The following is a 25,152-nucleotide window of genomic DNA, read 5'->3' as shown; positions in this document are numbered from 1 at the left end:
CTTTCAGAACAGGCTGCGTTGCGAGCCTTGGGGGCGGATGGTGTGGGTGGCGGTCAGGATCACGAAGTCGGCGCCGGTCTGGTCGGCCATCGCCTGGGCGTCCTTGCGTGCCTCGGCCTCGGTGTCATAGCGGCGCGTCGGTTCGGTCTTGGAATGCGGAAACTGTGGTGCGCGGCAGATCATCCAGAAGGGGGCGGTCATGAGCTTAACCAGTGGAACATGTCGATCCACCATTCGAGGTAGGCGACAAGTCCCAAAAGCATCAGGCCTACCACCATGAAGCCCGCGACGATTATGAGGAGGCCAGCAAGTGCATCCATCACCGCACCCCGGCTTCCAGCCGCAGGCGGGCGGCGTTTTGCCAGCTGCGCAGCAGGTTGATGGTGCTGGCGTTGGCGCTGGCGCGGATGGTGAACAGGTGCAGCGTGACCGTCTGGTTGTCATAGCTCTGCACCGAGCCGGGGTAGGCCAGTTCGATCTGGCCCAGCAGCTGGCCCGCGGCGAGCGTGGTGCGCGCGGTGCCGGGGTCGAGCGTGGCGCTGATCAGGGCGCACATCGCCCGGATCATCAGCGCGCGGGCGGGGTCGATCTGGGCTTCGGTGGGGCGGTGGTGGGCGTTCATTTCATGACCCTCGGTTTGCCTGACACAATGTCAGGACTTTTGTTGTGCGCGGCGCCCCCGAGTTGGTTCAGGGCGCAGGTGCGCCAGTTCTTTGCGGCTTCCTCGGGCGTGGTGCCGCTGGCGGACTGCCCGAAAAGCTGGATTTCGTAGAGGTGGGTGGCGGGGCGGCCGATGGGGCCGCCAGCCAAGTCGCAGTGGGGGGCCGGGGCTTGCCAGTGCCCGAAGCCCGCGCGGCAGGTCTGGGCAATGATCTGCGTCAGCAGCGGCAGGGGCGTGGCGCGGGTGGCGCGGGCAAAGCGGCTGCGCTCGGCGGCGTGCGGATCATGCCCGGTCATGGCTGCACGTCCTGCTGCGGGGCGTCTTCCAGCGCGCGCAGCATGCGGGCGGTCTTGATCGTCAGCACCACGAGCAGCGCGGTGGCAAAGCCGCAGGCAAAGGCGAGCGTGGCGATCAGGGTGACGGCATCCGGCGTCATGCGGCACCGCCGAGGTCGTTGCGCGCCGCGCGCAGGCGCTGGATGTAGGCGCGGGTCGGTTCCAGAGCGCGCGACTGGATGTCGGCCGCGGTGAGTTCGCGCAGGGCGGGCGGATCGGCGGTCAGCTGCGGCGCGGGCGGGTCGATGATGTGCGCGGGCGCCAGCAGGGCGGGCCGCACGTCTTGCCCGCGCGCGGCCTTGAGCGCCGCCCAGGCGTTGCGGATCTTGCGGATGTCGGGGTCGGTGCTTGTGGTGACGTCGATCGTGGCGCGCGCGTCAGCCTGCGCGTCGGCGTTGATGTTGCAGTGCATGGCCGGAGCCTCCATAGGGATGTCTATGGGAGGCAATATGCGTAATGCATAACTGCCTGTCAATGCAAAACGCATACATAATGCTTAGGGCATTGTCTTGGGCCGGGCGATGTCCGAATCGGGGGCGCTTTACGAGGCCCTTGCGTCGTGCACAGGGCGCAGTCATCCTGCGTCTGATTGTCGACGGAGGATTGGAATGACGTTTGACGGAGTGTCGGGATTCTTTGGTATTTTGAAATGGCTGGGCTGGATCGTCTGCGCGCTGTCGCTTGTGATGTTCGTAATCTTGCTGAATGATCGCGCCCCCATGATGGCGAGCATCGGGGCGGCAAGTGTCTTTGCCTCGGGGATTGGTCTCGCTGCCTTTGGCATGATCGGCCAGACCCTGGCCGCGATCGCGACGAACATTCAGGTTATGCGCGAGATCGCAGAGCGCCGGACAGATGCGCCGAAGGTTGAAGGCAGGGCAGAACCGCGACTGCGTGCTTAGTCAGGCAAGGCCCGGACTGCGCACCACACTTATGACGGTGCCGAGGATGCCGGCTGATAGCTTGTCTTCATCCTCGATGCGCGCTTGAATCGGTGGCACCAGCCGATCACCCATCCGCTGGCGCAATACAGTCATTGATGTGCCGTCGTTTGTGTCCGTCAGCGTTGCAATCACTAGATCGCCTTCCGTCTCTTTGCGGGGGGTTCCGATTATCAGCAGATCGCCCTTCAAAACGGCATAGCCCGCGTAGTCTCTCTGGGCCGTGAATGTCTGGATGTGGCGTGACCCGGCTGCCAGAGCTGCGGCGAGGTTCTCGACAAGTTTGGCTGCGCTCGCCGAGGCAGGAATGAAGGGGGCAATCTCGGCCTCTCCGAAGCCGCTCGCGCGTTTTGCGGTGCCTTCGGCGTTTCCTTTGGGGGCGGCCATAGGGCCATCGCCCGATAGCAGCCAAGCCGGCGCAACCCGAAAAGCCTGTGCATATTCGGTGATTTTGTCAGCGCGGATTCCGCGGCTGCCGTTTTCGTGGCTGGAGTAGGTTGGATACGCCCAGCCGAACCGATCCGCTGCCTCGCGGGCGTTCTCGAATCCTGCGGCCTCGCGGGCCAAGCGTAATCTTGCGGCCTTGTCTGTCATGAGCGGTTCATAGCGAAGATCGCTATGCAAAAGGCATTGACAATGCGAAATGCAAAACGCATAGAATTGATGCCATGAAAAACCTCATTCACATCTGGCCCACAGTGGCTGATCTCGCGGACGATCTGGGTCTGCCATATCAGACGGTCCATTCGTGGACTGCGCGCGGTATTCCGGCAAAGCGCTACGCCGAAATCATCACGGCGGCGCGGCGCAAGGGGCATGCATTGAGTTTCGAGGACCTCGCCGGGCCTCTGGATAATGAGGATGCCGCCTGATGTCATCGTCCCGCTCCCCTTGCGTTTCTCGCCCCAAGGTATTGGCCTTCTCGCCGCGACTGTCGTCTCGATCTTCGGGGCAAGCAGCGTCGGAACATCCGTCCGGTCAGGTGATCCCGTTTCCACGCCGCGACGTTGTGCGGTTCTATGCGGCCTGCCCAAATGTTTGGCGGGCGTTCCTGCTCCACGAGTTCGGCGATGACGAAGTCGAGGTGGCGCAGTTCTACCGCGTGTCGCCCAGAGCGGCGCGCAAGTGGCTGGATGGCGACGGTTCGGCGCGGCTGGACAAGTTGTTGCTGTCCCTGACGCGGCCCGGCGCACTGGACTGGTGGATCGCCGCCCTGCCTGCGCTCGACACCGTATCGCGGCAGGTGGCCTGATGGGCGAGGCTGTCAGCATCAGCTACAAGGGCGGTTTGATGGGGCCTGCCGAGTTGGCCCGCCGCTATCGGGTGCTGGCGGCGCTGCATCCGCAGGGTGTGACGGTGACGCACAGCCGCGAGGAACTGCTCTCCAAGGCCAAGGCGTTCGACGCGATCGACACGGTTCTGCGCGCTGACCCTTCGGTGGTCGTGGTCGAGGTAGACCGACCCATTCCCCGCTTTGCCGCGGTGCTTCTGTGCGGGTCGCTGACCTTGTCGGCCTTCGGGTTCTTTGGCGATGCCGCCTGGGCGCTGCTGCGCTGGGTCGGGTGGGTGGCGTGATGGGCCTTTGCGCGCCCTTGAATACTGCCTGCGGGGCGGTCTGCCTTCCCCGCAAGCCTGACTGCGCCGATGTCGGCGCTCACCTTGCCCCCGGTTCTGAGGTTCACCGTCTGGCCGGGGGCGCTTTTGGGATTGGCGGCGTGTCATGCGTTTGCCTTCGATGTGGTGGGCGGGGTTGCCAGTGCCTGCAGCGCCATAATCATGCGGAGAGAACTGGACGGGAACCGGGAGCGCGACCAACGGTGACGGCTGGGAGAGACCAGTGTTTCGGGGCGGGATCTAGACCTTCTCCTGATCCGAATTGGCGGGACGTGACAAGGCGACACGCAGACCAGAGCCTGACAGCCGGGAGAGACCGGCAACAAGTTCACTCCTCCGGGACCGCCGCGCTTGATCAGCGCGCAAAAGGCGAAAAGGGGATGCCGTTACCGAAGGCCCGGTTAATGGGAGCGGCTACAAAGCGGGATGCGTCAGTAACGCGGTTTGAGGATCACCAGAAGCCCGCCAACCCTCTGACAGCCGGGAAAGACCGGCAACCCATAGATTCCACGGCCTTCTTCCTCCTCCCTGAAGGTCGTGGTGCGGCGGGGGCAGGGCCATGCGCCCGCCGCGACCCTTCTGCCCGGCGTGGCGATCTGGCCTGCCACGGCGACGATCCGAAGACTGGCCCCCGGATGCCGGGCGGATGGGGCCGGACCTCCCTGTTGGACCTCGGGGGGCGGGTCGGCCCGTCCCCCGCCTTTTCGGGAAAGGGCATCTGATGGATGTAATCAGCATTTTGCGGCAGCAGGTGGCGCAGGACCATGAGGCGCTGCGCGCGCGCGGCCTGATGATCGAGATTCTGGAAGAGGCGGTGGGGCGGCTGCGCGGCGCAGGCTTCGCGCCCAGGCTGGACCTTGCCGATAGCGCGGCGCTGGTGGTGCTGCGGCTGGACACCAGCGCATGGGCCTTGCGGCAGGTCGGCCTGCCCGCGCGGGTGCTGGACCGCGAGCCGTTGCCGCGTGTCGATCTGGCGGCCTTGCGGGCCGATCCGCCCGCCCCAGCTGTCAAGCAATCCTTGATACCTAGGGCGACGGCGCCCTCCGCGCTATCTTGGACGCCCGCGCGCGATGCGCGGCTGCTTTCGCTGCGTGGCGCGGGCCGAACGGCGAAGGAGATCGCCGCCGATCTGGGGCTGAAAAGCGACAAGGCCGTCAAGGACCGCATCTATGTGCTGAAGAAGCGCGGTGTGGCCGTGCCAGAGGCTGTGGGGCGCAAGGCCGCTGTGCCTGCCGCGGTCAAGGCCGCTGCCGAGCCGAAGCCCTCGGTCTGGACGCCAGAGCGCGATGCCGAGTTGCTTGCCCTGCGCGCCGAAGGGTTGCAGGCCGGGGAGATCGCGACGCGTCTTGGCATCTGCAGCCAGCACGCGGTTCAGGTGCGGATTTCCCGCTTGCGCAAGGATGGGCGCGTCGAGGTGCCGCGCAAGGAGCCCGCTCCCTCGGTCTGGACGCCAGAGCGCGATGCGGAAATGGCGGCGCTTTTGCGTGAGGGCCTGACGCTCGCGGCGGCTGCGGGGCGGATGGGGCTGACAGAGGGCGCGCTTGTCGATCGCCGCCGCCGGCTGCGCGCCCTCGGCCGCGACGTGCCGCCCCTGCCGAAGGGCGTGACGCAAGAGAAGGCGAATGAGGCGCGCAGGGTCTGGACGCCCGAGCTTGAGGCGCGTCTTGCCGAGCTTTATCGGTCCGGCAAGAGCGATCAGGACATCGCGGCGGATCTCGGCAACGGTCTCTCTGTGGGGGCGGTTTCGGTCCGCGTCGGCATCATGCGCAAGGAAGGGCGGCTTGCGGCGATCTCGCGCAGGGCGATCCGCGCCGCCGAGGCCTCGCCGAAAGCCGACAAACCGGCACCCGCCAAACCCGCTGCGCCGGTGGTGGAACAAAAGTCCGAACCTCTGGCGGCGGCACCGGCGCCGCAGGCGATCGTGGCAAAGCCTGCGGTGAAAGCCCCCGACCAGCCCCCGCCAGCCCCCGCCGCGGCAAAGACGGCAGGCGGCATCACCTTGGGCGTGCCGCGCACGGTTCGGATCGAGCGCCCGCATGCCGTGATGCTGGACGGCCTGACCGAAGACCAGAAGGTGACCGCGATCACCGCCCATGTTGCCGCCTTGCCCGCGTCCAAGGACTTCGACGCGGAACTTGACCTCGAGCTGTGCGAGGCGGTGTTTGCGGGCAAGGGCGGGCTGCAGCTGTTTGCGACCGATATGGGCATCGATCTGCGCACGGTTCAGGCGCGGTTCGAGACCATTGTCGCGCCGTTTTGCCGCCCTGGTGTGAAGGCGCTGCCGATCGACACGGCCAAGCTGCTGCTGCCCGCCCTGCGGGCGCGTGTGGCGCAGGCACGGGGGGCAGCATGAGCCGTTCGGCTTGCCCCAGCTTCTGGAACAATTTCCGCGCCTTTCGTCGGCACACGGTGGGGCTTTCCAGGAAAGAGCGCGCCAAGATGGCTGCGTTGCTGCGGCTAGGTCCGCTGGCCTTGCTCTGCGGCGTTGCTGCCGCCTTTTGCACCGAAGATGAAGCGCGCCGGAGGATCGGGCTATGACGGCCGCCCTGTCCCCAGACCGTCAGACGGTCACCCTGCGCGGGCCAAGCTGGTCGCGCGTCTTCCCTGCCGCCCAGATCGCGGCGCAGCTGCGGTTCTATCGCGGGCTGTCCGAGAGGGGCGGCAAGGGCAAGGGCCATCCCGGCCCGCACGCCCGCCACTACGCGCCGACGATTGCCGCCCTCGATGCGGTGGCGCGAGAGGTGGGGGCATGATGGGGCAGGGCCATCAGGACAAAGTCCTCAATGCGGGCAGGGCGCCGCGCTGCGCGCCCCGCCGTGATGCGTTGCTGCGGTTGGTCGATGGTCGGCGCACTGCGGCCGAGATCGCGCAGGCGCTCGGGGTCAGCCAGAAGAACGTGCGTGCCTTGGCACATCATGCGGGTGTGGCCCACCTGTTGCGGCCTGCCTGTGGCGCGCCGATCGCGGCACGTCTGCCCGCCGATCTGGTTCTTCGCGATCTGGCACTGCCGCGCGAGATCGCCGTCTGGCTGATCGACCAGACCAAAGAGGGGGCCGCGCTGCAGGACGTGCTGCGCGGCATCGTTATCGATGCTTTTCAAGAGGAGACGGGGCTTTGAGCGCCGCACCACATTTGACCGTGATCACCCCGAATGACCTGCCTGTCTATCCGATCAGCCCTGATGAACGGCTCGATGGCAATTCCTTCGTGAAATGGAACACGTCGCGCTGGCTGGCCAGCCGCACGTTCAAGCTGATGCCCTGGGAAATGCAGGGCATGCACCGGGCGCTGTTCGATTTCTGCCAGTCGGAAACCCCGGTCGGGACACTGCCAGACGATGACGAGGAACTGGCGTTCATGCTGCGCCTCGATGTGCGGCGGCTGAAAGAGATCCGCGCGATGGAGTTCGGGGCGCTGCGGAACTGGACGCGGTGCCTGTGCGACGGGCGGGTGCGGCTGATGCACCCCGTGGTCACCGAGCAGGTGCAGGACGCGCTGGAACGGCGGGCGCTGGCGGTGCTGTCGAAGGAGGAAAAGGCGGTCAGCATGCGGCTGGATCGGCTGCGCAAGGGCCTGATGGAGCAAGGGTGGTCCAAGGATGTGGTGCGCGACGATGTGCTGATCCGGCGTATGGATGAATGGCTGCTGGAGAAGCGCAAGGGCAAGCGCACGGTCGAGGTCTACCGCAGTGCGATGCTGCATGCGGTGCAAGAGCGCTGGATCGGCGCTGACGTCATGCGCGGTCTGTAATTCCACTGTGGAGAACTGTGGTTCCACAGTGGAGCACGGTGCAGGCACAGATTTCCACTGTGCTGTCTAAGAAGAGAGAAGAAGAGAAGAGATAAGACTCTTCCGACCAGAACCACCGTTGCGGCGCTGCCGATGGCGCAAAGGGCTGAGAACTAAAGAAAAGAGGGGCAAGGATGGACAAGGTGGCGCTGGATGACGGGACGGAAGAAGCGCGGGCTGCGGGGCGGGCGCGGGTGCGGGAATTGCTGATCGTGCCGCTGGCCGGGTTGAAGCGGTCGGGCGGCACACCTGCAGCCGAGTATGAGCGACTGGCCGACAAGCTGGCCTATATGCGCGAAGATGCCCTGCGCGGCCTGTGCGAACTGGTGCTGCGCATCGCGCACAATGACCGCCCCCCGGTTGGCACCAAGGCGGCGCGCTGCCCTGCGCCCGCGCTGATCCAGACATGGGCCTATGGCTTGCAGCCGCCACCGCCGGCGGGCACCGACTATGTGCCCTCGATCATGCGCTCTGCCCTCGGGCGTGAGGCGCGGGATGGCGGCTGGCATGTCGAATTGTTCCGCCATGCCCGCCGCGTCGGCCCGCCGCCGCAAAGCTATGAGCGTGGAAAGCTACTCGCGCAGGCCGACGAAAACCGCCGGATGCTGGAACGGGTGCGCGAGCGCATGGCGGCAGGGGTGGCCACGCCGGATGATCGGCGCTGGCTGGCCGCATGGCACGATGACGTGCGCGCCGCCGATGCGCTGGTCGAAGAGGGCGATGCGCGGCGCGCGGCCAAGGCGGCGGCGGACAGTGAGGGAAAAGCAGCATGACGAGGAAACCAATCTCTCTGGCACCGATGCCGCCCGTCCTTCGGTCGGGTGGGGTTGCGGCGGCGCGGGCGCTGGTCGCTGCTGCTGACCGCCGCGTGGCCGAAGCGGTGCGGCGGGCGACACCGCCCGAGGCAATGGCCTCGGCCCCCGTTGCGCCTGCGCGGGGCACCATGCAGCTGGTGCCGAACTGGGAAGTCACGCGCGGCGGCATCAAGCGTGAGGCAGGCGCGCACTGGCGTGTGGCCTGCGCCCTGGTCTCGATGAATGAGCGGGCGCGTCTGCGGGCAGAGGCGCGGGGTGTTGATCTGGTCCTGCCGTTCTCGTCCAGCCAGATCGCCATTGCGGACGACTATCGCGCCATCACCGAATGGCGCGACGGCTCGGGTCTGAAATGCGCAAGTATCGAGGCGGTGCGAGGTGGGTCCGGTGGCTCCGGCCTGTTCATCGACACCTTCGTGGAGCGGGGGCGGTGGTTGCGGCGCCTTCACGCCCGGATCGGCACCGATGCGGCCTTGTCGCCTCGCTATGCCATGGATCGTGGCAATGCGCGAAAGGTCATCTGGGTGCGCGGGCTGGTCGATGCCGTCATTCTTGAGGGGCAGGACCTGTCTGCCATCCTGAAGCGGCACGGCTGGCAGGCTGACGGAAAAAATCGCAACGCCCTTAAGTCCTGTCTTTGCAGTGCTTTGGACCGCATGCAGGGCTATCGGGACGACTGACCGCAAAATATGGGATTGACGGAATTCCCCGTCGCCGGTATCTCTTTTGCCATGATCTACAGAAGCGCCCGGAGGAAACCCCTCTCGGGCGCTTTGCATTTGCGGTGGGGGCGGAATGGACAACCTGTCGATCCGTCTCGATGACCGCGCCTTCGGTCGCCAGCTGAGCAATCTCGAGAGGGTGCAACTGCCCTTCGCTGCGGCCAATGCGCTGAACGACACCGCCGCCGATGCGCTCAAGCACATTCAAGACCGCATGGACGTGGTGTTTGACCGTCCCACGCGCTGGACGAAAAATGCGCTGATGGTTTGGCGGGCGAAGAAGGGGAACCTTGAGGCGCAGGTAAAAGAGCGACCCTCGGTCGGGTCGCGCCATTACCTCAAGGTGCAGGAAGCCGGCGGCGTGCGGCCCCAGACCGGGGTGGAAAAGCTGCTGGCTGGCCGTGTGGCCTATGCCGGCATCATCGCCGCTGCGCTGCCCGCCGCTGGCGCAAAGCTGGACAGCTACGGCAACTGGTCGGGCGGCGAGCGCAACCAGGTGCTGTCGGCCCTCGGGGCGCAACGTGACAGGGCAGCGAACCAGACCGAAGCATCGCGAAAGCGTGCCAAGGGTCGGGCCTCATACTTCGTGCCGAAGCATGGCCTTTCGCCTGGCGTGTTCAAGCGCACCGTGACCGGCGAGTTGTCGAAGGTCCTGACCTTCACGACCGCGATGCCGCGCTATGACCAGCGCCTCGGTTTCTATGACGGTGTGCAAGAGGTTTGGTCGGACAAGCTGCCCGGCCATCTGAACCGGCGGCTTGCCGAGGCGGTGGCAAGCGCGCGCTGAGGCCTTCGGGTCCTTCCTGGCACCTTTCCGGCGCGGGTAATTCGCGCCCCGATGGTGTTGCGCTGCTTAACAAGTTGGAAAGCCTAAACTTCGCGCGGCTTAACTGGAAATGGGGGTTAACTTAAGGGGCTGAACATGGGGCAGGTGAGTGCATCGGAACTGGCTGCCACCCTGAATGTGTCAAAGGCGCGTGTGAGCCAGTATGTCAGCGAGGGTAAGCTGGCGGGCTGCTATAGTGGCGATGGTCGCGCCCGGCGCTTTGATCTTGCTGCCTGTCAACATGCCCTAGGGCGGACGCTGGACAAGGGCCAGTTGATGGGCAACGGCGCGGAGACGCGCAAGGCCTTGGCCGAACTTGCGGCCGGCACGGTCTCATCTGATCGCCCGAAGCCGAAGGCAGAACCCGCGCCGCCAGTCCGGCGCTCAGACAGCGAACTGGAAGCGCGTGATCCTGATCGTTACGAGCTGGCCCGCACCCAGAAGGCAGAGGAAGAAGCCCGACGTCTGCGCCGCATGAACGCGGAAGCGGAAGGCAGTTATGCGCTCGTGAGCGATGTAACCCGTCAGGTCGCGCAACAGATGGCCCAAGAGATCGGCGAGTTCGAGGCTGTGCTGCGGGATGGCGCGCGGCAGGTGGCCGACGTGCTGGGGGTGGACTTCAAGACGGTGCGGCAAATCCTGATCGAGCGCTGGCGCGCGCATCGTGCCACGCGGTCAGCGCAGTTGTCAGCACAGGCCGAAACAATGGGTCTATCCCCGACAGAGCAGGCCGAGGATATCTGATGGGCTTCCTTTCGCCTGCCGCCCGCATCGTCGCCGAGGCGCTGGCGGCAGCCTTGCTGCCCCCGCCACGCCCGGACATCACCCGGTGGTGCGAAGAGAACATCGTTTTCGACGCGCGCTCGCCGATGCCTGGTCCATTCTCGATCGCGCGCTTTCCGTTCCTGCGCGAGATCCACGAGGTTCTGAACCCGGAACATCCGGCCCGCGAAGTGACGATCCGAGGCTCTGCGCAGTGGGGCAAGACTGTCAGCATCATCCAGCCGGTGCTGGCCGCCTGGCATGAATACACGCCGCTGGATAGCCTTGTGGTGCATCCGACACAGAGCGCGGCGACGGAGTGGGTTGACAACAAGTGGTTGCCGATGCGCCGGCAGGCCCCGGGCCTGCGCGAGTTGTTTGGCGACGGTCGAGGCGGCGACAACAAGGACGCCAAGTTCAATCAGGAAACGGTGGCCCGGAACGGGTCCTTGAAAGTCGCGTCAGCCGGTTCGCCATCTGACCTGACGGGCACCTCGCGCCGGCTGGTCATCATGGATGACCTTGCCAAGTTCGAGATGACCGACAAGGGCGATCCGGAGGCGCTGGCCGAAAGCCGTGCATCGGGCTTCGAGGATGCCAAGGTCTTGCGGGTTTCGACGCCCCTTGTGCAAGGGACATGCCGGATCACGCGCAGCTTCGATCGAAGCGATGCGCGGTTCTTTCATGTGCCTTGCCCGCACTGTGAAAACTTTGCCCCGCTGACCTGGGAGAACTTCAAGCGGTCGATCGACCCCGAACGGCTGCACGCGGCCCACTTCACTTGCGACAGCTGCGGCTGCGCCATCCAGCACGCCGACAAGGAGCGCATCGTCGGGCTGGGCAAGTGGGTGGCCAGCAACCCGGGTGGCGATCATCCGGGCTTTCATCTGTGGCGCGCCTATGCCCCGCAACGGGACTGGGCCTCGATCGCAGTTGACTATGCGCGCACCATGGGGTGGGGCGGCCTGACTGCGGCGCAGGCGACAGATGCGGAGATCCGCAAGGGCGTCGAGGCCGAAACCGAGCAGACCTTCTGGAACGACGTTCTGGGCCTGCCATTCGAGCAGGCGAGCGCCGGACCTGACTGGACCGCGCTGCGGGATCGCGTCGAGAACGCCGAGCCTGAAACGGTGCTGGCGCGGGGCATCGTGCCGGGCTGTGGCGTTCTGTTGACGGCGGGCGTCGACTGTCAGGCAGACAGGATCGAGGTCAGCATCGTCGCCTATGGCCGGAACTATCGGCGGTGGGTGGTGGATCACATCGTGATTCCGCACTTCATCGGCGACGAAGAGGGCCGGGCGGCACTGACTGCCTTGCTCAAGGCGACGTGGCGCACTGAACTGGGGCTGCGCCTGGCGATCGATATGATGGCAGTCGATGAGGGTGCCTTTACCGAGGATGTGCGCGACTGGGCAAAAGCCCATCCCTACACGCGGGTCATCCTGATCAAGGGGTCTTCGTCGGCTTCTGGGCCTATCATGAGGCCGCAACAGGACCGCCGCGCGAATGGTCAGGTGATCAAGCGCCAGAAGCGCGGCTGGATGCTCAACGTCAGCCAGATGAAGGGCGATTTCTACGGGTGGCTGGCGAAGACTGACCCCGAAGAGCGCGGCTACATCGCCTTCGCCAAAGGGCTGGGGGATGAATACTACCGCCAGATCACGTCCGAGGTTCGGGTGATGAAGCGAGCGCCTAGCGGGGCGATGGTTTCGCGCTGGGAACTGGTCGATCCGAGCCGCCGCAACGAATGCCTCGACACGATGAACTATTCGGAAGCGGCTGCGCGCAAGCGCGGTTGGACATCCTCGACAGAAGAACAATGGGACGCGCTGGCGGCCGAGCGAGGGGTCACGCCAAAGGAGGCGCAGCCCGATCTCTTCGACGCGAGTGCGGAACGACTGAGCGACCGGGCGACCGCACGGGCGCCGCGGGATGAGCCGGACAGTGCAGCGCAAGACGCTCCCCCGTCGAGAGGGGCGCGTCAGAAGATCAAATGGTTGAACCGATAGGGGCGATAGATGGCTTTCACTGTGGATGACATTGCCAATCTCGAAAGAGCGATTGCCACAGGTGCCCTGAAGGCCCGCATGAGCAATGGCGAAGAGGTGACCTATCGCTCGCTTGATGAGATGCGCAAAACTCTCGTGATGATGCGCGAGGATGTGCTTGGCACGCCGTCGGGTGGGGTGCGGGTGACCTATCCTCGCATGAACCGGGGTCTGTGATGGCAAGCCCCTTTGGCCGCGCGCTCGATTCGGTGATCGGTGTCTTCGCGCCGAAAGCGCAGCTCGAGCGGACCAAGGCCCGACTGCAGACCGCTCATCTGATGAACTATGATGGGGCGACGCGCGGCCGGCGGGCTGATGGCATCAAGGCCCCTGCGACGGATGGCGATGCCGCCGCCTACGGTCAACGGCCTCGGCTGCGCAATGTCAGCCGCGACATGATCCGCAATCATCCCTACGCTGCGCGTGCGCGGGATGTCGTCGTGGCCAATGTTGTCGGCACCGGCATCGTCTGGTCCGTCGAGCATGAGGACGAAAAGAAGCGCGAGCAAATCGCGGAAGTCCTGAAGGCGCACCTGAACACGCCGGCGATTGATGCGCGGGGCGAGTGTGATCTGTGGGAGATGCAGGCGGTCGTAATGTCTGCCGTCTTTTCAGATGGCGAGGTGCTGGCGCGCCGCCGTGTCAGGTCAAACCAGTTCGGGCGCAATCTGGGCCTGGGATTCCAGATCGAGTTGCTGGAGGCGGATCACCTCGACACCACGATCCAGTCCAACGGTGCCAACGAAGTGATCGAGGGGGTGGAGTATAGCCCGATCGGCGATATCGAGGCTTACTGGCTCTACCGGCGCCACCCCGGATCGGCTTCGACAAAGCAGGACTTTGTCAGCGAGCGGGTCAGCTGGCGGGACGTCCTGCATGTGCGGCGGTTTGACCGCCCGGGTCAGCTGCGCGGTGTGCCGTGGCTTGCCCCCGTGATCCTGTCCATGTCGGACCTCTCGACTTATCAGGAAGCGCAGATCCTGAAGCAGAAAATGGCCGCGATGGTGGCGGGCGTGGTCTCCTACGATGAGGCCGACGCGACTGTTGCCAAGCAGGCCAAGGGAGAGCAGCGGGGGCTTGAGGATCTGTCGCCCGGCAGCCTTGTCTGGGCGCCGGACGGGGCAACCGTTACCTGGACCAATCCACCGCGTGTGGATGGCTTTTCCGACTTCATGGCGCAGGGCCTGACCGCCATGGCGATGGGAATCGGCCTTTCCTATGAGGCGCTGAGCGGGGACCTGAGCCGGGTCAACTTCTCATCGGGTCGGATGGGTCGCATGGAGATGGATAAGAACATCGAGATGTGGCAGCGCAACCTGATGATCGGGCAGTTCTGCGTCGGTGTCGCACGCTGGATCGAGGAAGCATGGCGCCTGCAGTCGGTTTTGCCGTCCGAGCGCTTCAAGCTGGACTGGACCGCACCGCGTCGTGCGCTGATCGACCCCGTGCGCGAGATCGCGGCGTTGCTCGATGCCGTGGACGGCGGGTTGCTGAGCCTGAGCAGGGCGCAGCGCAGCCTTGGCCTTGATCCGGAAACCATCCGCCGCGAGCGCGCAGAGGATGAGGCGGCAGAAGCCAAGCTGCCCGCCGCGCGCCGCACCGCCGGCATCATCGAAACAGACAAGATCACCGGAGAAAACCAATGAAGAACGGGACTGAACTGATCCTCGGCGGGGAAATTATCCTGTCCGGTGAAGTGCTGAATGACGAGTGGGCGGGCTGGATGTGGGAGGATGATGTGTTCTTCAGCCCCGCGATGGTTCGCCAGGCGCTCGCCGCGATGCCCGATGGCCCGCTTACCATGCGGATCAACTCCTACGGTGGCCATACCGCTGCGGGAGAGGCGATCCGCGCCATGATTGCCGAGCGGGCGCGCCTGAAGGGGCCCGTCACGATGATCGTGGAGGGCGTTGCCATGAGCGCCGCCACCCTGATCCTGATGGGGGCAAGCCGCCGCGAAATGACTGCCGGTTCTATTCTGATGATCCACAATCCATCAGGTGGCGCATGGGGTGAAGCGGAAGACTTGCGCAAGGAAGCCGATGTGCTCGACCTGCTTCAGCGGACCTTTGCAGCGGTCTATGCCGAAGCCTGCGGGCAGACGATCGAGGCCGTCATGCAGATCATGGCCGAAGAAACCTACTATGGGCCGGAAGATGCGCTAGCGGGGGGATGGGTTCATGCAATCGCAGGTGCCCAAGATGATGACCCGTCAGCCCTGGTGCCAGTGGAGATTGTCACGGCGCGGGCGCAGATGGCCCAGTCTGTGGCGCGGATCATGTCGCGCAAGGAAACCAAGAATGTCCGTCCGGCAGGTGCCGGGCAACATCCACCGGCCAAGGTGATGGCCGCTACTGAAACGGCCCCTACGGCCAATCCGAAGGAGAACTCGATGTCTGGAAATCCTGCGGCCGTTACCCCGGCCGCCCCCGTCATGTCGGCAGAAGATGCCGTGCAGGCCGAGCGTAGCCGCGCCCGTGCGATCCGCGAAATGGCAACGCCCTTCGTGGCCGCTGGTCGCGTCATGCAAGCTGATGTGGACGCACTGATCGATCAGGGCCTCACGCCCGATACCGCCGCAACGCGCCTGCTGACCACGATGGCCGCGCGGGAGCCGACGTTGTCGCGCGGAACTGCCACCATCACCCGCGACGAGACCGATACCAAGCTCGAAGGCATGATCGGCGCGCTGATGGGCGAAAAGTCGGGGCCCGCCGAGCAGTTCAAGGGCCTGCGCGTGAAGCGTCTGGCACAGGAACTGGCCGGACCGTCGCGCAACTTCAATGAGGCGGAATCGATCCGCAAGGGAATGGGTGCGACCAGCATGACCGGCGGCGCGCATGGCGTGTCGGACTTCGCATACATCACGACCGAGGTGATGAACCGCACGCTGATGCGCGAGTATCAGGCGCGTCCGGCAACCTGGTCGGCTGTTTGCGGAGCGCCGGTCAGCGCAGCGGACTTCCGCGAGCAGCACGCTGTTCGCTTTGGCGGAGACTTCCAGCTGAAAAACGTGCAGGCCAATGGCGAGTATGAAAGCGCCACCCTGAGCGATGAAGCCGAAGGACTGCGTGTCGAACGCAAGGGCCGCACGATCAAGCTGACTTTTGAAGCTGTCGTGAATGACGACATGGGGGCCTTCACCCGCATTCCGCGCGAATTCGCCCAGGCCGCGCGCAACATGGAATCGTCCATGGTCTGGACGATCATCCGCACCAACGCTGTGCTGAAGTCGGACTCGAAGGCGCTGTTCCATGCGGATCACGGCAACCTCGCCGCTTCCGGTGCAGTGATCTCGGTCACCACCGTTGGCGCCGGTCGTGCCGCGATGTGGCAGCAGAAAGCCCTCGGCCGCAAGTCGACCGACGATGACTTCTTGATGATCGAGGCGGATCGTCTGATCGTGCCGCCGGCGCTGGAACTGGCTGCGCTGCAGTTCGTCAACGCAACGACGCCCAACTCTGACGGCTCGACCAACCCCTACAAGACGACACTGACCCCTGTGGTCGTCCCGCATATCGGCGCTGCTGCGCTCGGCGGGTCCAATACCGCGTGGTATCTGGTGTCGAGCGCGCTGCCGCCGGTGCAGCATGCCTATCTGGAAGGCTATGAGGCCCCGAGCGTGGTGACGGTCGAGGGCATGAACCCCGACGTTGTGACCATGAACGCCCGCCACATCTTCGGTGCTGCGCCGAGCGAGTATCGCGGCGCGTGGAAGAATCCCGGCGCATAAGCCTGCGCTGACCTGACACTGTGACGAAGGGGCGGCCATCGTGCCGCCCTTCGTCGTTTCAAGATCAACCTTCTGTCCAATGGAGTGACAGCATGAAGAACTATGTATCGTCCGGTGATCATTTCACGATCACCGCAGCGGCCGCCATCGTTTCGGGGCAGATGGTTGTCGCCGGGTCCGTCTACGGTGTCGCCCAGGAATCGGTGGCCTCTGGCGCCGATGTCGTTCTGGTCCGCAAGGGCATTTTCCAACTGCCGAAGACGTCGGCGCAGGCGTGGACGGTCGGCGCCAAGATCTACTGGGACGCTGGCAACGCGGTCTGCACCACCAGCGCCTCGGGCAACACCCTGATCGGTGCGGCGGCTGCCGTCGCGGCAAACCCGTCGGCCACCGGCCTGGTGCTGTTGGATGGCGCCATCCGCTGATGACCCGCGTTTTTGACGGCATGGCGGGCGTCCTGAACTCGGTATTTGGGGCGCCCGTCATGTATCTGCCGCAAGTCGGGTTGCCGCGCGCCATCCAGTCTGTGTTTCGGGAAGCTCCGATCACGGTCTCCGGACCTGATGGTGGTGACGTGCTGATCGTCGCCCCGACATGGCAGGTGCCGCGCAACCTGCTGAATGACGTCAAGCGCAACGATCAGATCGAGGTTTCGGGCGGTCGGCTGTTCAGGGTCCTCAACCAGATTGGCACAGGCTCGCCGGCGGGTGATGCGTTCATCGTTTACGAGTTGGAGGCATTGCCTTGAGCGGGTCAGAACGGACGGCCATACGAGCGGCTGCCAAGCTCGCGCTTCAGGGGGCTGCCGGTCTGACAGCGTTCACGGAAATGTCGGCATGGGCGCAGTCCGTCGACTCCAGCATCTTGCCCGCCTGGGGCGTCGTTACACCGCGCGAGACGCGCCTCAGGCAGGCCAATGACACCGCGCAGGAAGAACTTGTGCTGGCCGTATTCGTAAAGCGCCTGGGTGATGACGACATCGAGGATGTTCTCGACGCTGATTCCGCGCTTATCGAGACGGCCATAATTCCAGCATTGCGGGCGCTCGAGCGCGACTGCGAACTGACCTCGACTGAAATCAGGTTGGATGGCGAGGGCGCGCGGCGTCTCGGCACCCTGACCATGGCCTTCACCGTCACCTATTGGGCTGATGACCCCGCGTGACACTGACCTCGAGAGGAATCTGAAATGGCAAGCACTGGCGTTAGACTCGGCCACGGCACGGTTATCCGCATCGGTCGCGGTGGAACCCCGACCCCGATATGGACCACCCTGAGCGGGTGCGAGGATGTGACATTTCCTGAGCGCGCTCGCGCGGATGAGGATGTGACGTCGATGGACTCGCCCGATGAGACGGAAGAGTTCATCCCCGCGCTGCGCACGGCGGCGGACTGGACGTTGACCAAGCATTATGTTCCGGAAGACGCAGAAGACGTCCTGCTGACCGATCTGGAAGACAGCAAGGAACTGGTGCTGCTCGAGATCACGCCGCCGGGCGCTGATGACCCCATCATCTGGCAGGGCTATGTCAAGAATTGGTTGCCCACGCTTCCGGTGAAGGGGGCAATGAAGGGCGCGCTGACGATGAAGATCATGGCGAAGGTGGCCGCATGACACGGCGCGATGAAGGCGAGGCAAGTTTCGAGTGCGATGGCGAGATCTGGCGCCTGCGCTTTGACTTCAACGCCATGTGCGACTTCCAGGAGGCCACCGGCAAGCCGATCTTCGCCACCCTGGAAGCGATGGAAGCAGGCGGCGCTGATCCTGCCGATATTCGCGCGCTGTTCTGGGCCATGCTGCGCGATGCCCATCCTGACATTACGCTAAGGCAGGCGGGGCGCATGGTGACGCAGGGTATGGGTGCCTTGCAGAAGGCGGCAATGTCTGCGCTTCCCTCGGCCCAGCCTGATGAGGGCGGCGAACAGCCGGAAAAGCCGAAGGCCGCGCCCAGCCGGGCGGCCTGAACTTCGATGACCTTGCCGTGCAGTTTGTCGCGGCAGGGTTTGATCTGGCGCGGTTCTGGCGGCTGACACCGAAAAGCTACGCCTTGATGATGCGGGGCGCGGTGGCCGCCGAGCGGGCCCGCCGCCTGACAATGGCCGAAGCGGCGCGGGCAGGCACCCGGCTGGATGCGGATGACTTTGAAACATGGGTTGCGGCGGTCAATGGCCGCGATCGGCGCATGCCGCCGAACGTCCTTCGGGGCGTTCTGAACCGTGCGGCGCGATCTATGGAAACTATCAGCATGGGCGACGCCCTGAAGAGGATGCACTGAATGGCAACCGGGATGCGCGATCTTGTGGCCAAGCTGCGGCTTGATACGACCGAGTTCAATGCCGGGGTGCGCAGCACGTCGCAAACCTTGAAGGCCGTGGGTGCGATGATGGCCGCAGCCACCGCGGCCTTTGGCGCGGCGCTATCGGCCGCTGCAATCAAGGGCGCGAACGACATCGACAAGGTGGCAAAGTCGGCACGGCGGGTTGAGTCCTCGATCGGCGGTTTCCGCGCCTTGGAAATGGCGGCTGGCGAGGCCGGGGTGGGTGTCGAGACGCTGGCCGACGCGGTGCAGACGATGGACCGCGAAATCGCCAAAGGATCGAAGGGCGCAGTGGATTCCCTTCGCAAGATCGGTCTGGCGGCATCCGATCTGGCCGGCCTCGATGCGGATCAGAAGCTGGCGCTGATTGCCGATGGCATCAAGACCATGGGGCTATCCTCGGGTGAGGCATCTGCGGTGCTGCAAGGGCTTGGCATCCGCAACAAGGAAATGCTTCTGGCCGTCATGCAGGGGGGCGATGCCTTTCGCAAAGCGCGGGCCGATGTGCAAGATTACGGCCTCGCCCTTTCGTCGGTGCAGTCAGACAAGATCGAGGCGGCGAATGACGCCATCGGGCGACTTAGCCTGATCGGGCAGTATTTCAGCCAGCAACTGGCGCTGAAGGTTGTGCCCGCCTTGGGCGCGATGGCGCAGGCATTTACCGACAGTCTCCGGGAAGGCGGTCTGCTGCGGTCGATGATTGATGCGTTTGTCGGTAGTCTCGATGTGGTGGTGGCAAGCCTCGGGGTCGCTACTGTGGGCTTTGGCACCTACTATGTCGCCGCACTTGCAGCGGCAAAACTTGCCACACTCACGCTGGCCGGTGCCCTGGCCTTCCTGCGGACGGCGCTCATCACGACCGGCATAGGGGTGCTGGTTGTTGCAGCAGGATATCTGGTTGCAAAGTTTGTCGAGCTGGTGGCCAAGGTGGGTGGCTTTGGCAACGCCATGGCGCTTCTGAAGGACGTCGCGCTTGAAGTCTGGGATCGCATCCGCCGTGGTGGAAGTCTCATGGCTGAAGCGATTGCGGGCTATGCGCTCGATATAAGCGCAGGGTTCGCGTCAGCATTCGCCACTGTGGTTGAGAGCTTCGCCAGCATGACCGATGCTATTGCGCGCGGTTGGAACGGCTTGATGAGCATGATGGGCATCGAGTCCAGCGCGCAGGGCATGGGGGCCGAGCTGGCCGCTGGCATGCGAGCGGAGGCAGATATGCTGTCTGCGAACGCAAGGGCATATGGCGAAAGCATCAGCGCTACCCGGAAAGAAATCATGGCTCCACTGGATTCTATCGCCGCCCTTCGGGCCGCGGTGGATGGCACGACCGACTCGATCGAAACAGCGACGGGCGCGGCGCAGGGCCTCGGTGATACCTTCGAGGACGTCGGGGGCGCTGGCTCCAAAGGCGGCGGCAAAGGTGGCGAGGCGCTAGACAAGCTCAAGGACAAGGCCGAGGCGCTGAAGCAGACGATGGACGAGGTCAAGACCTCGATGTCGAGCGCCTTTGTGGGTCTGGTGACGGGGGCAAAGAGCCTCAAGACCGCAGTTGGAGAGCTTTTGACGAAGTTCGCGGAAATGCTTGCCAGCCGGGCCTTTGACATGCTGTGGAGCGGTGGCGCTGGCAAGAGGGGCGGGATCGGCGGGCTTTTCGGGCGTCTTCTCGGCTTTGCAGATGGCGGCGTGTTCACCGCCGGCCGTGTTCAGGCCTTTGCAAAGGGCGGGGTCGTTGCCGGTGCCACCGCATTTGCGATGCACAGCGGATTGGGTGTCATGGGCGAAGCCGGGCCGGAAGCCATCATGCCGCTGTCGCGCGGTGCTGACGGCAAGCTCGGTGTTCAGTCGTCCGGCGGGCAAGTTGAAATCGTCGTCCGTTCTGAGCCGGGGGTGATCGTCGAGATCGCGAGGAACGAAGCAGGCGCGATGATCCGGCAGGCCGCGCCCGGTATCGTCACAGCGTCTGTGCAGCAGACTGTGGCGCTTGGGCGCGAAGACAGGATCTTCTGATGGCCGTCACCGTCTTTGCCTTTCCGCCCGTCCGGTTTTCCGCACATACGCCGTGGATCGAGCGCGCGCCCGTCAATGTCTCGCGGTCCTTTTTCACGGGTGCGCGCATGGTCAGTGCGGCGCAACGCCCACGTCGTGAAACCGAGCTGGTGGTTGCAGGATTGTCAGGAGATCGCGACGGCGCCGGCTACATGGAGAACCTGCGGATTCTGCTGAAAGGCGGCGTTGGCTTGGTCCGGTTGACCAGCCGCCCCGTGAACTGGTGGCTCGATGATGTGCGTCTCCGCGCCCGTCGCCAGTCGGAACTGGTCGACTGGACTGTTCCGGACGATCCTTCTGTCGAATGGTTGGCTGGGGACCCGGTGCCGTGGTTGTCCGGGCGGGTGATCTATGCGACCGCCATCACGGATGCCGCCGGATTTCCGGCGCTTGCAATCACGAATGCGCCTGCGCTCACCGTGATCGCGCGGCCTGGTGATCTGGTCACCCTGTTTTCTCCCATCAGCGCCGAATCCGGCACCACGGCGCGGGTCATGACGACGGCGCGCACGGATGATGCCGGCGCGGCCGAGATCCGGCTTATGTCGGCGCTGTCAGGGTCGGGCCGCGTTAACATCGGGACCACGGAAACGGCTGTCTTCGAGATGGTCAGCATGTCCGATGCCGCGCAGCCGACCAAGGGCAATTGGTCCTATAACCTGTCCTTCTCCGAGGTCTTCGAGGATGAGGTTCCCGGCGGATTTGTGGAGGTAGACCCATGGCGCTGATCCGCGCGATCCCGCCCGCGATGCAGGCTGCGCTGGACAGCGGGTCTTTCCACCCTGTCGTCATGGTGCATCTGGACTGGCCCGATGCGCCGGTCTTTGCGCATAGCGGTGTCGGCACGATCAGGTTTGACGGTCAGGACTGGGTTGGCGTGGGCAAGTTCGGGGCGATCAGCCTGCCGGAAGAGGGTGAGGGCATCGCTGCCTCTGCCGCCACCTTTCGGCTGCTCGGCCTGCCTGATGAAGTGTTCGAGCGGCTGGCGGACCCGATCCGCAACCGTATGGCGCGGGTGCTGTTCGGCGTCACGACGGAGCGCGGCGGCAACGTGCTTCTGGCCGATCCGGTCGAGGTCTTCGCCGGATACATGGATTCGGCGCAGTATCGCGCCTCTGTCAGCGGGCTGGAAACCACGCATGGTGTCGAACTGACCGCATCGACCGGGCCAAGCGCGCGCGCTGCTGCCTCCTTTTATCACAGCCATGAAGATCAGGTGGTCAGCCATCCGACCGATACCCTGTTCCTTTTGTTCGTGAACAACGAGGCGCAGGCGGCCTCTCTGACCTGGCCTGCAAGCTGACATGACCCCGTTCGACGCTGCGCTTGCCGCCATGGAACATCCTTGGCGCTGGGGCACCCATGACTGCTGCGCAAGTGCCTGTTCGGCCTTTGCCCTGCTGCGCGGGGTGGACCCGATGCTGCCCCTGCGCGGGTGCTATGCCTCCGCGAACGAGGCTTCCGAGCTGATCGAGGCTTGGGGCGGCTGGGAGTCGATGACTGAAATTCTGGGCGCGATGGCCGGTCTGCGGCCTTGCGCGGGCGGGGCAGGGGCCATCGGCCTGCATCGCGGGGGCCGTTCGCATTCGCTTGTGTTCGGCATCGGCGCGGGCCTGTGGGCGGGCAAGTCGCTGCGCGGCATGGAAGTGGTCAAGACTGTGGAAAGGGCTTGGATTTGAAGCGTCTGATGATCGCCGCCCTTCTGTGCAGCGCCGCCACGCTCGCCCCTGCACGGGCAGAGGCAGGGCCGTTGGTGAGCGCTGTGGTCAGCCTTGCCAGCAGCGTCTTCGGGGCAGGCGGGTTCATCGCCACCACGCTTGCCGGGGGCGGCATCGGGGCCTTTGCGCTGCGCCTCGGAGGGTCGCTGCTGCTGTCGGCGGCTGCGCGGGCTTTGGGGCCAAAGCCGCCCGGTGCGCCCGAACTGGTGCGCCAGTTCGAGAATCCGCAAAGCCTGCCCGCCAAGCGGTTCGTCTATGGCGAGACGCGCATTTATGGCAGCCCTGCGTGGCGCGTGGGCGGCGTCGGGCCAAGCCAAGGGCGGTTGCTTGTCGGCTGCTTCGTGCTGAACAGCCGCCCATCGGACGCGGTGACGGGTGTCTATCTGGACAAGGAGGCGGTGCCGCTTTCGGGCGACCTTTACGACTTTGCGCCGGGTGGCGGGGCGAGCGCCGCTGCGGGAAGTCGCTGGGCGCCCTGGGCGCGGTTCTGGGTCGGGCGGGGCGATCAGACCTCGCCGCCCGCCGATATCCTGACGCTGACCCCCGGCCTGTTTTCTGCAACCGATGCAGGGCGCGGCTTGACAGTCATGTGGGTCCTGTTCGACTGCGGCCCGAACGACCAGCGGTCGTGGCGCTGGCCGCGCACCCCGCCGGAAGTGGAGATCGAGGGGCGCTGGTCGAAGGTCTGGGATCTGCGCGACGTTGCGCAGGACCCCGACGATCCGGCGACCTGGCAATTTTCGGACAATCAGGCGCTTTGTGCGCTTGATGCCGCACGGATGAACCCGATCCGCCGCTATCCGCTGGCGCAGATCGATCTGGCCACCTTCGCCGAGGCCGCAGACATCGCTGATGAGCTGGTGCCGCTGAAGGCGGGCGGGACAGAACCGCGCTATCGGGTGAACGGCGCTCTGATCTTCAACGGGTCCGAGCTGATGGACCAGATCTTGCCGCTCTATGCTGCGGGCGCGGCGCAGCCTGTTAGGGTGGGCGGCAGGCTGTCGATCGCGGCGGGGGCCTTCACTGCGCCTGTCGCGACCTTGACCGACATCACCGAGGCCGAGGGGCTGGGTGTGCGGTTCCTGAAGCCGGGGCGCGATCTGGCGACCACGGTTCATGCGACCTTCACCGATCCGGCACGCGACTATCGCACCTCGGACCTGGAAGATTACACGGTGCCGGGGGCGGTCGCGGTCGATGGCGGCTTGCCCACGGTGGTGGATCTGGAACTGCCGCTTGTCACCTCGGCCACGCAGGCCATGCGGCTGCAAAAGATCAGGGCCAAGCGGCTTCGGGCGCAGCGCCAGATCACCTGCACCTTGCCGCCTGCATGGTTTGCGGTGGTGGCAGGGTGCAATGTCACGGTGGACTTTCCTGAGCCTTATGCGGCGCTGAACGGGCTTTATCGTGTCACCAGCGCCAACCCCGGCCTCTTTGCCAGCGAAGATGGCAGCGGCGGGGTGGCCATGCGGGTTCCTGTGGTCATGGAAGAGATTGCGGCATCCGACTTCGCCTTCGATCCGGAGACCGAGGAGCAGAATCGCCCTCTTCTGGCGCTGAGTGTCGGGCGCAGCCCTCCCGAGCCGGGTGGTGCGATCACCACCACGACAGGCGCGGCGGTGGCGATCGGCGCTGGCCCCGCTGCCATTGCGGCTGTGCGCTTTGCCTTCGACCCGTCGCCATCGCCCTCGGTGCAGATCTATGAATGGGAATATCGGCTCGGCGGCACCTCGAACCCGTGGCAGGCGGGCGGCACGATCGACGGGGCGCTTCGCGACGGCGGCGGGCAGGTGTCCGGCCTGCTGGCCCCCGTGGCGGTTGGCGTGAATGTCACGATCCGCGCCCGCGCGATCGGGCTGGCCGCGAGCGACTGGGTGGTGTCCGCGCCGATCGAGCCGACGCTGGATATCGCGCGCTATGAGGCGGATTTCTCGGCGGGCGTGTATCGGATCGACGGCGCGACCGGCACGCTTGCCAATGTCCTCGGGCTGGCACGCGCCAGCGTGGCGACCTTTGTCGACGGGGCGGGGCTGATCCAGACGGCTGCGGTGAATGTGCCGCGCATCGACCATGCGGCGGGAGTGCCGTGCCTGCTGATCGAGCCTGCGGGGGCGAATGCCTTCACCTGGTCCGAGGCGATGGACAACGCGGCATGGACCAAGACGAATGCGACGGTCATGGCCAATGCCATCGCGGCCCCGGACGGTGCCACCACCGCAGATCTGCTGGTCGAGAACACGGCGACAAGCTCGCATCGCATCCAGCGCGCGCGTGCGATGGAATCGGGCGTGGCGGCGACGATCAGCCTGTTTGCCAAGGCAGGCGGGCGGGACATCCTGCGTCTGCGGGCCTCTGGCACCGGCATGACGGTGCAGGCTGCCGAGGTCCAGATTTCCACCGGCACCGTCAGCGTGCAGGCCGGAACGCCGACAGTCGAGACCGTGGCTCTGGCCGGTGGCTGGCGGCGGATCACGTTCATGTTCACGCCGAACGTCACGGTGTCGGGTCTGTTCGAGGTCTACCTCTGCTCGGCCTTCGGCGTGTCGAGTTACACCGGCGACGGTGTTTCGGGCGCGTATCTGTGGGGCGCGCAGGATGGCGCGGGCAGTTACATCGCCACGGCGGGCGCGGCGGGCAGCCGTGCTGCGGATCTTCCCGCGATGCAGGGCGTCAGCGGGGTCATGGACCTGCTGGCCACCTATGACAACGGCACCACGGCGGCCTTTGACGCAGCCCCCGTGTTGCCCGGCTACTGGCCGACACTCACCCGCCAGAGGCTGCGCAGCCTGATCGGCACCATCTGACATCCTGAAATAGAGGTAAAAAAATGG

General features: G+C 65.2%; 34 protein-coding genes. 28 read left to right on the top strand and 6 right to left on the bottom strand.

All coding sequences use genetic code 11. The features are described 5' to 3' along the window. Nucleotides 1–3: 3 nt before the first annotated feature. The 5 genes from G3572_RS03260 to G3572_RS03240 form a co-directional block, all read right to left on the bottom strand. Nucleotides 4–201 carry a hypothetical protein gene (locus G3572_RS03260; RefSeq protein WP_164609223.1) on the bottom strand — a complete coding sequence of 66 codons (198 nt, stop codon included), beginning with the start codon at nt 199–201 and terminating at the stop codon, nt 4–6. A gap of 118 nt (nt 202–319) precedes the next feature. After that, nucleotides 320–622 carry a hypothetical protein gene (locus G3572_RS03255; protein WP_164609222.1) on the bottom strand — a complete coding sequence of 101 codons (303 nt, stop codon included), beginning with the start codon at nt 620–622 and terminating at the stop codon, nt 320–322. Continuing rightward, entirely contained in the window at nt 619–957 is a 339-nt protein-coding gene (locus G3572_RS03250; protein ID WP_164609221.1) for a hypothetical protein, read from the bottom strand. The genes G3572_RS03255 and G3572_RS03250 overlap by 4 nt, the downstream gene beginning before the upstream one ends. Beyond that, nucleotides 954–1,097: a hypothetical protein gene (locus tag G3572_RS03245; protein ID WP_164609220.1), complete on the bottom strand. Its 144-nt coding sequence runs from the start codon at nt 1,095–1,097 to the stop codon at nt 954–956. Before G3572_RS03245 ends, G3572_RS03250 begins: the two co-directional genes overlap by 4 nt. After that, on the bottom strand, nt 1,094–1,408 hold the full coding sequence (locus G3572_RS03240) for a hypothetical protein (protein ID WP_164609219.1): 315 nt from the start codon (nt 1,406–1,408) through the stop codon (nt 1,094–1,096). The genes G3572_RS03245 and G3572_RS03240 overlap by 4 nt, the downstream gene beginning before the upstream one ends. A 196-nt stretch (nt 1,409–1,604) precedes the next feature. Between G3572_RS03240 and G3572_RS03235 the strand changes: the two genes are divergently transcribed. Further along, complete coding sequence (locus tag G3572_RS03235) at nt 1,605–1,898, top strand: hypothetical protein (RefSeq protein WP_164609218.1); 294 nt, start codon at nt 1,605–1,607, stop codon at nt 1,896–1,898. Here the strand turns inward: G3572_RS03235 and G3572_RS03230 are convergent, their stop codons facing one another. Next, the gene (locus tag G3572_RS03230; protein WP_164609217.1) at nt 1,899–2,531 is read right to left on the bottom strand and encodes a helix-turn-helix domain-containing protein; all 633 of its coding nucleotides are present in this window, start codon (nt 2,529–2,531) and stop codon (nt 1,899–1,901) included. Nucleotides 2,532–2,605: 74 nt separating this feature from the next. On the opposite strand from G3572_RS03230, the gene G3572_RS03225 reads away from it, so the two are divergent. The 27 genes from G3572_RS03225 to G3572_RS03095 all read left to right on the top strand — a co-directional run bounded on the left by G3572_RS03225 (nt 2,606) and on the right by G3572_RS03095 (nt 25,125). Further along, nucleotides 2,606–2,809, top strand: coding sequence for a hypothetical protein (locus G3572_RS03225; protein WP_164609216.1), 204 nt, complete (start codon nt 2,606–2,608; stop codon nt 2,807–2,809). Beyond that, complete coding sequence (locus tag G3572_RS03220; protein ID WP_164609215.1) at nt 2,809–3,189, top strand: hypothetical protein; 381 nt, start codon at nt 2,809–2,811, stop codon at nt 3,187–3,189. The genes G3572_RS03225 and G3572_RS03220 overlap by 1 nt, the downstream gene beginning before the upstream one ends. Then, nucleotides 3,189–3,512 carry a hypothetical protein gene (locus G3572_RS03215; RefSeq protein WP_164609214.1) on the top strand — a complete coding sequence of 108 codons (324 nt, stop codon included), beginning with the start codon at nt 3,189–3,191 and terminating at the stop codon, nt 3,510–3,512. The genes G3572_RS03220 and G3572_RS03215 overlap by 1 nt, the downstream gene beginning before the upstream one ends. Nucleotides 3,513–4,272: 760 nt before the next feature. After that, complete coding sequence (locus tag G3572_RS03210) at nt 4,273–5,904, top strand: hypothetical protein (RefSeq protein WP_164609213.1); 1,632 nt, start codon at nt 4,273–4,275, stop codon at nt 5,902–5,904. Then, nucleotides 5,901–6,089: a hypothetical protein gene (locus tag G3572_RS03205; protein WP_164609212.1), complete on the top strand. Its 189-nt coding sequence runs from the start codon at nt 5,901–5,903 to the stop codon at nt 6,087–6,089. The genes G3572_RS03210 and G3572_RS03205 overlap by 4 nt, the downstream gene beginning before the upstream one ends. Beyond that, nucleotides 6,086–6,304 (top strand): hypothetical protein, encoded by a 219-nt coding sequence (locus tag G3572_RS03200; protein WP_164609211.1) that lies wholly within the window; start codon nt 6,086–6,088, stop codon nt 6,302–6,304. The genes G3572_RS03205 and G3572_RS03200 overlap by 4 nt, the downstream gene beginning before the upstream one ends. Further along, nucleotides 6,301–6,669: a helix-turn-helix domain-containing protein gene (locus G3572_RS03195; protein ID WP_164609210.1), complete on the top strand. Its 369-nt coding sequence runs from the start codon at nt 6,301–6,303 to the stop codon at nt 6,667–6,669. The genes G3572_RS03200 and G3572_RS03195 overlap by 4 nt, the downstream gene beginning before the upstream one ends. Then, nucleotides 6,666–7,301 carry a hypothetical protein gene (locus G3572_RS03190; RefSeq protein WP_164609209.1) on the top strand — a complete coding sequence of 212 codons (636 nt, stop codon included), beginning with the start codon at nt 6,666–6,668 and terminating at the stop codon, nt 7,299–7,301. The genes G3572_RS03195 and G3572_RS03190 overlap by 4 nt, the downstream gene beginning before the upstream one ends. A gap of 173 nt (nt 7,302–7,474) precedes the next feature. Further along, the gene (locus tag G3572_RS03185; protein ID WP_164609208.1) at nt 7,475–8,113 is read left to right on the top strand and encodes a hypothetical protein; all 639 of its coding nucleotides are present in this window, start codon (nt 7,475–7,477) and stop codon (nt 8,111–8,113) included. Then, on the top strand, nt 8,110–8,832 hold the full coding sequence (locus G3572_RS03180; protein ID WP_164609207.1) for a hypothetical protein: 723 nt from the start codon (nt 8,110–8,112) through the stop codon (nt 8,830–8,832). Before G3572_RS03185 ends, G3572_RS03180 begins: the two co-directional genes overlap by 4 nt. Before the next feature lie 115 nt (nt 8,833–8,947). Next, on the top strand, nt 8,948–9,661 hold the full coding sequence (locus G3572_RS03175; RefSeq protein ID WP_164609206.1) for a hypothetical protein: 714 nt from the start codon (nt 8,948–8,950) through the stop codon (nt 9,659–9,661). 135 nt (nt 9,662–9,796) lie between these two features. Then, a complete protein-coding gene (locus tag G3572_RS03170) occupies nt 9,797–10,444 on the top strand; it encodes a hypothetical protein (RefSeq protein WP_164609205.1) in 648 nt (215 codons plus the stop codon). Then, nucleotides 10,444–12,471, top strand: coding sequence for a phage terminase large subunit family protein (locus tag G3572_RS03165; protein ID WP_164609204.1), 2,028 nt, complete (start codon nt 10,444–10,446; stop codon nt 12,469–12,471). The genes G3572_RS03170 and G3572_RS03165 overlap by 1 nt, the downstream gene beginning before the upstream one ends. A gap of 9 nt (nt 12,472–12,480) precedes the next feature. Next, nucleotides 12,481–12,687: a phage head-tail joining protein gene (locus G3572_RS03160; RefSeq protein ID WP_164609203.1), complete on the top strand. Its 207-nt coding sequence runs from the start codon at nt 12,481–12,483 to the stop codon at nt 12,685–12,687. Further along, the gene (locus G3572_RS03155) at nt 12,687–14,156 is read left to right on the top strand and encodes a phage portal protein (protein ID WP_164609202.1); all 1,470 of its coding nucleotides are present in this window, start codon (nt 12,687–12,689) and stop codon (nt 14,154–14,156) included. Before G3572_RS03160 ends, G3572_RS03155 begins: the two co-directional genes overlap by 1 nt. Further along, complete coding sequence (locus G3572_RS03150; RefSeq protein WP_164609201.1) at nt 14,153–16,243, top strand: Clp protease ClpP; 2,091 nt, start codon at nt 14,153–14,155, stop codon at nt 16,241–16,243. The genes G3572_RS03155 and G3572_RS03150 overlap by 4 nt, the downstream gene beginning before the upstream one ends. Nucleotides 16,244–16,335: 92 nt before the next feature. Next, nucleotides 16,336–16,668: a DUF2190 family protein gene (locus G3572_RS03145; RefSeq protein ID WP_164609200.1), complete on the top strand. Its 333-nt coding sequence runs from the start codon at nt 16,336–16,338 to the stop codon at nt 16,666–16,668. Beyond that, nucleotides 16,668–16,991 carry a head-tail joining protein gene (locus G3572_RS03140; protein WP_164609199.1) on the top strand — a complete coding sequence of 108 codons (324 nt, stop codon included), beginning with the start codon at nt 16,668–16,670 and terminating at the stop codon, nt 16,989–16,991. Before G3572_RS03145 ends, G3572_RS03140 begins: the two co-directional genes overlap by 1 nt. Beyond that, the gene (locus G3572_RS03135) at nt 16,988–17,407 is read left to right on the top strand and encodes a hypothetical protein (protein WP_164609198.1); all 420 of its coding nucleotides are present in this window, start codon (nt 16,988–16,990) and stop codon (nt 17,405–17,407) included. The genes G3572_RS03140 and G3572_RS03135 overlap by 4 nt, the downstream gene beginning before the upstream one ends. 24 nt (nt 17,408–17,431) lie before the next feature. Next, the gene (locus tag G3572_RS03130; protein WP_164609197.1) at nt 17,432–17,857 is read left to right on the top strand and encodes a phage tail protein; all 426 of its coding nucleotides are present in this window, start codon (nt 17,432–17,434) and stop codon (nt 17,855–17,857) included. Continuing rightward, a complete protein-coding gene (locus G3572_RS03125; protein WP_164609196.1) occupies nt 17,854–18,207 on the top strand; it encodes a gene transfer agent family protein in 354 nt (117 codons plus the stop codon). The genes G3572_RS03130 and G3572_RS03125 overlap by 4 nt, the downstream gene beginning before the upstream one ends. Before the next feature lie 17 nt (nt 18,208–18,224). After that, complete coding sequence (locus G3572_RS03120; RefSeq protein WP_164609195.1) at nt 18,225–18,518, top strand: hypothetical protein; 294 nt, start codon at nt 18,225–18,227, stop codon at nt 18,516–18,518. Continuing rightward, nucleotides 18,519–20,564 carry a phage tail tape measure protein gene (locus G3572_RS03115; protein ID WP_164609194.1) on the top strand — a complete coding sequence of 682 codons (2,046 nt, stop codon included), beginning with the start codon at nt 18,519–18,521 and terminating at the stop codon, nt 20,562–20,564. Continuing rightward, nucleotides 20,564–21,331, top strand: coding sequence for a hypothetical protein (locus G3572_RS03110; protein ID WP_164609193.1), 768 nt, complete (start codon nt 20,564–20,566; stop codon nt 21,329–21,331). The genes G3572_RS03115 and G3572_RS03110 overlap by 1 nt, the downstream gene beginning before the upstream one ends. Then, nucleotides 21,322–21,906, top strand: coding sequence for a hypothetical protein (locus G3572_RS03105; RefSeq protein WP_164609192.1), 585 nt, complete (start codon nt 21,322–21,324; stop codon nt 21,904–21,906). The genes G3572_RS03110 and G3572_RS03105 overlap by 10 nt, the downstream gene beginning before the upstream one ends. Nucleotide 21,907: 1 nt before the next feature. After that, nucleotides 21,908–22,282, top strand: a complete 375-nt coding sequence (locus tag G3572_RS03100) for a DUF6950 family protein (RefSeq protein WP_164609191.1) — start codon at nt 21,908–21,910, stop codon at nt 22,280–22,282. After that, nucleotides 22,279–25,125 (top strand): phage head spike fiber domain-containing protein, encoded by a 2,847-nt coding sequence (locus G3572_RS03095; RefSeq protein WP_164609190.1) that lies wholly within the window; start codon nt 22,279–22,281, stop codon nt 25,123–25,125. Before G3572_RS03100 ends, G3572_RS03095 begins: the two co-directional genes overlap by 4 nt. Nucleotides 25,126–25,152: the final 27 nt, after the last annotated feature.

The sequence above is a fragment of the Pseudotabrizicola algicola genome (genome assembly GCF_010915705.1).
Taxonomy (GTDB): Bacteria; Pseudomonadota; Alphaproteobacteria; order Rhodobacterales; family Rhodobacteraceae; genus Pseudotabrizicola; species Pseudotabrizicola algicola.
Note: the sequence above shows the minus strand (reverse complement) of the source record. Positions and strands in the feature narration are given on the sequence as shown.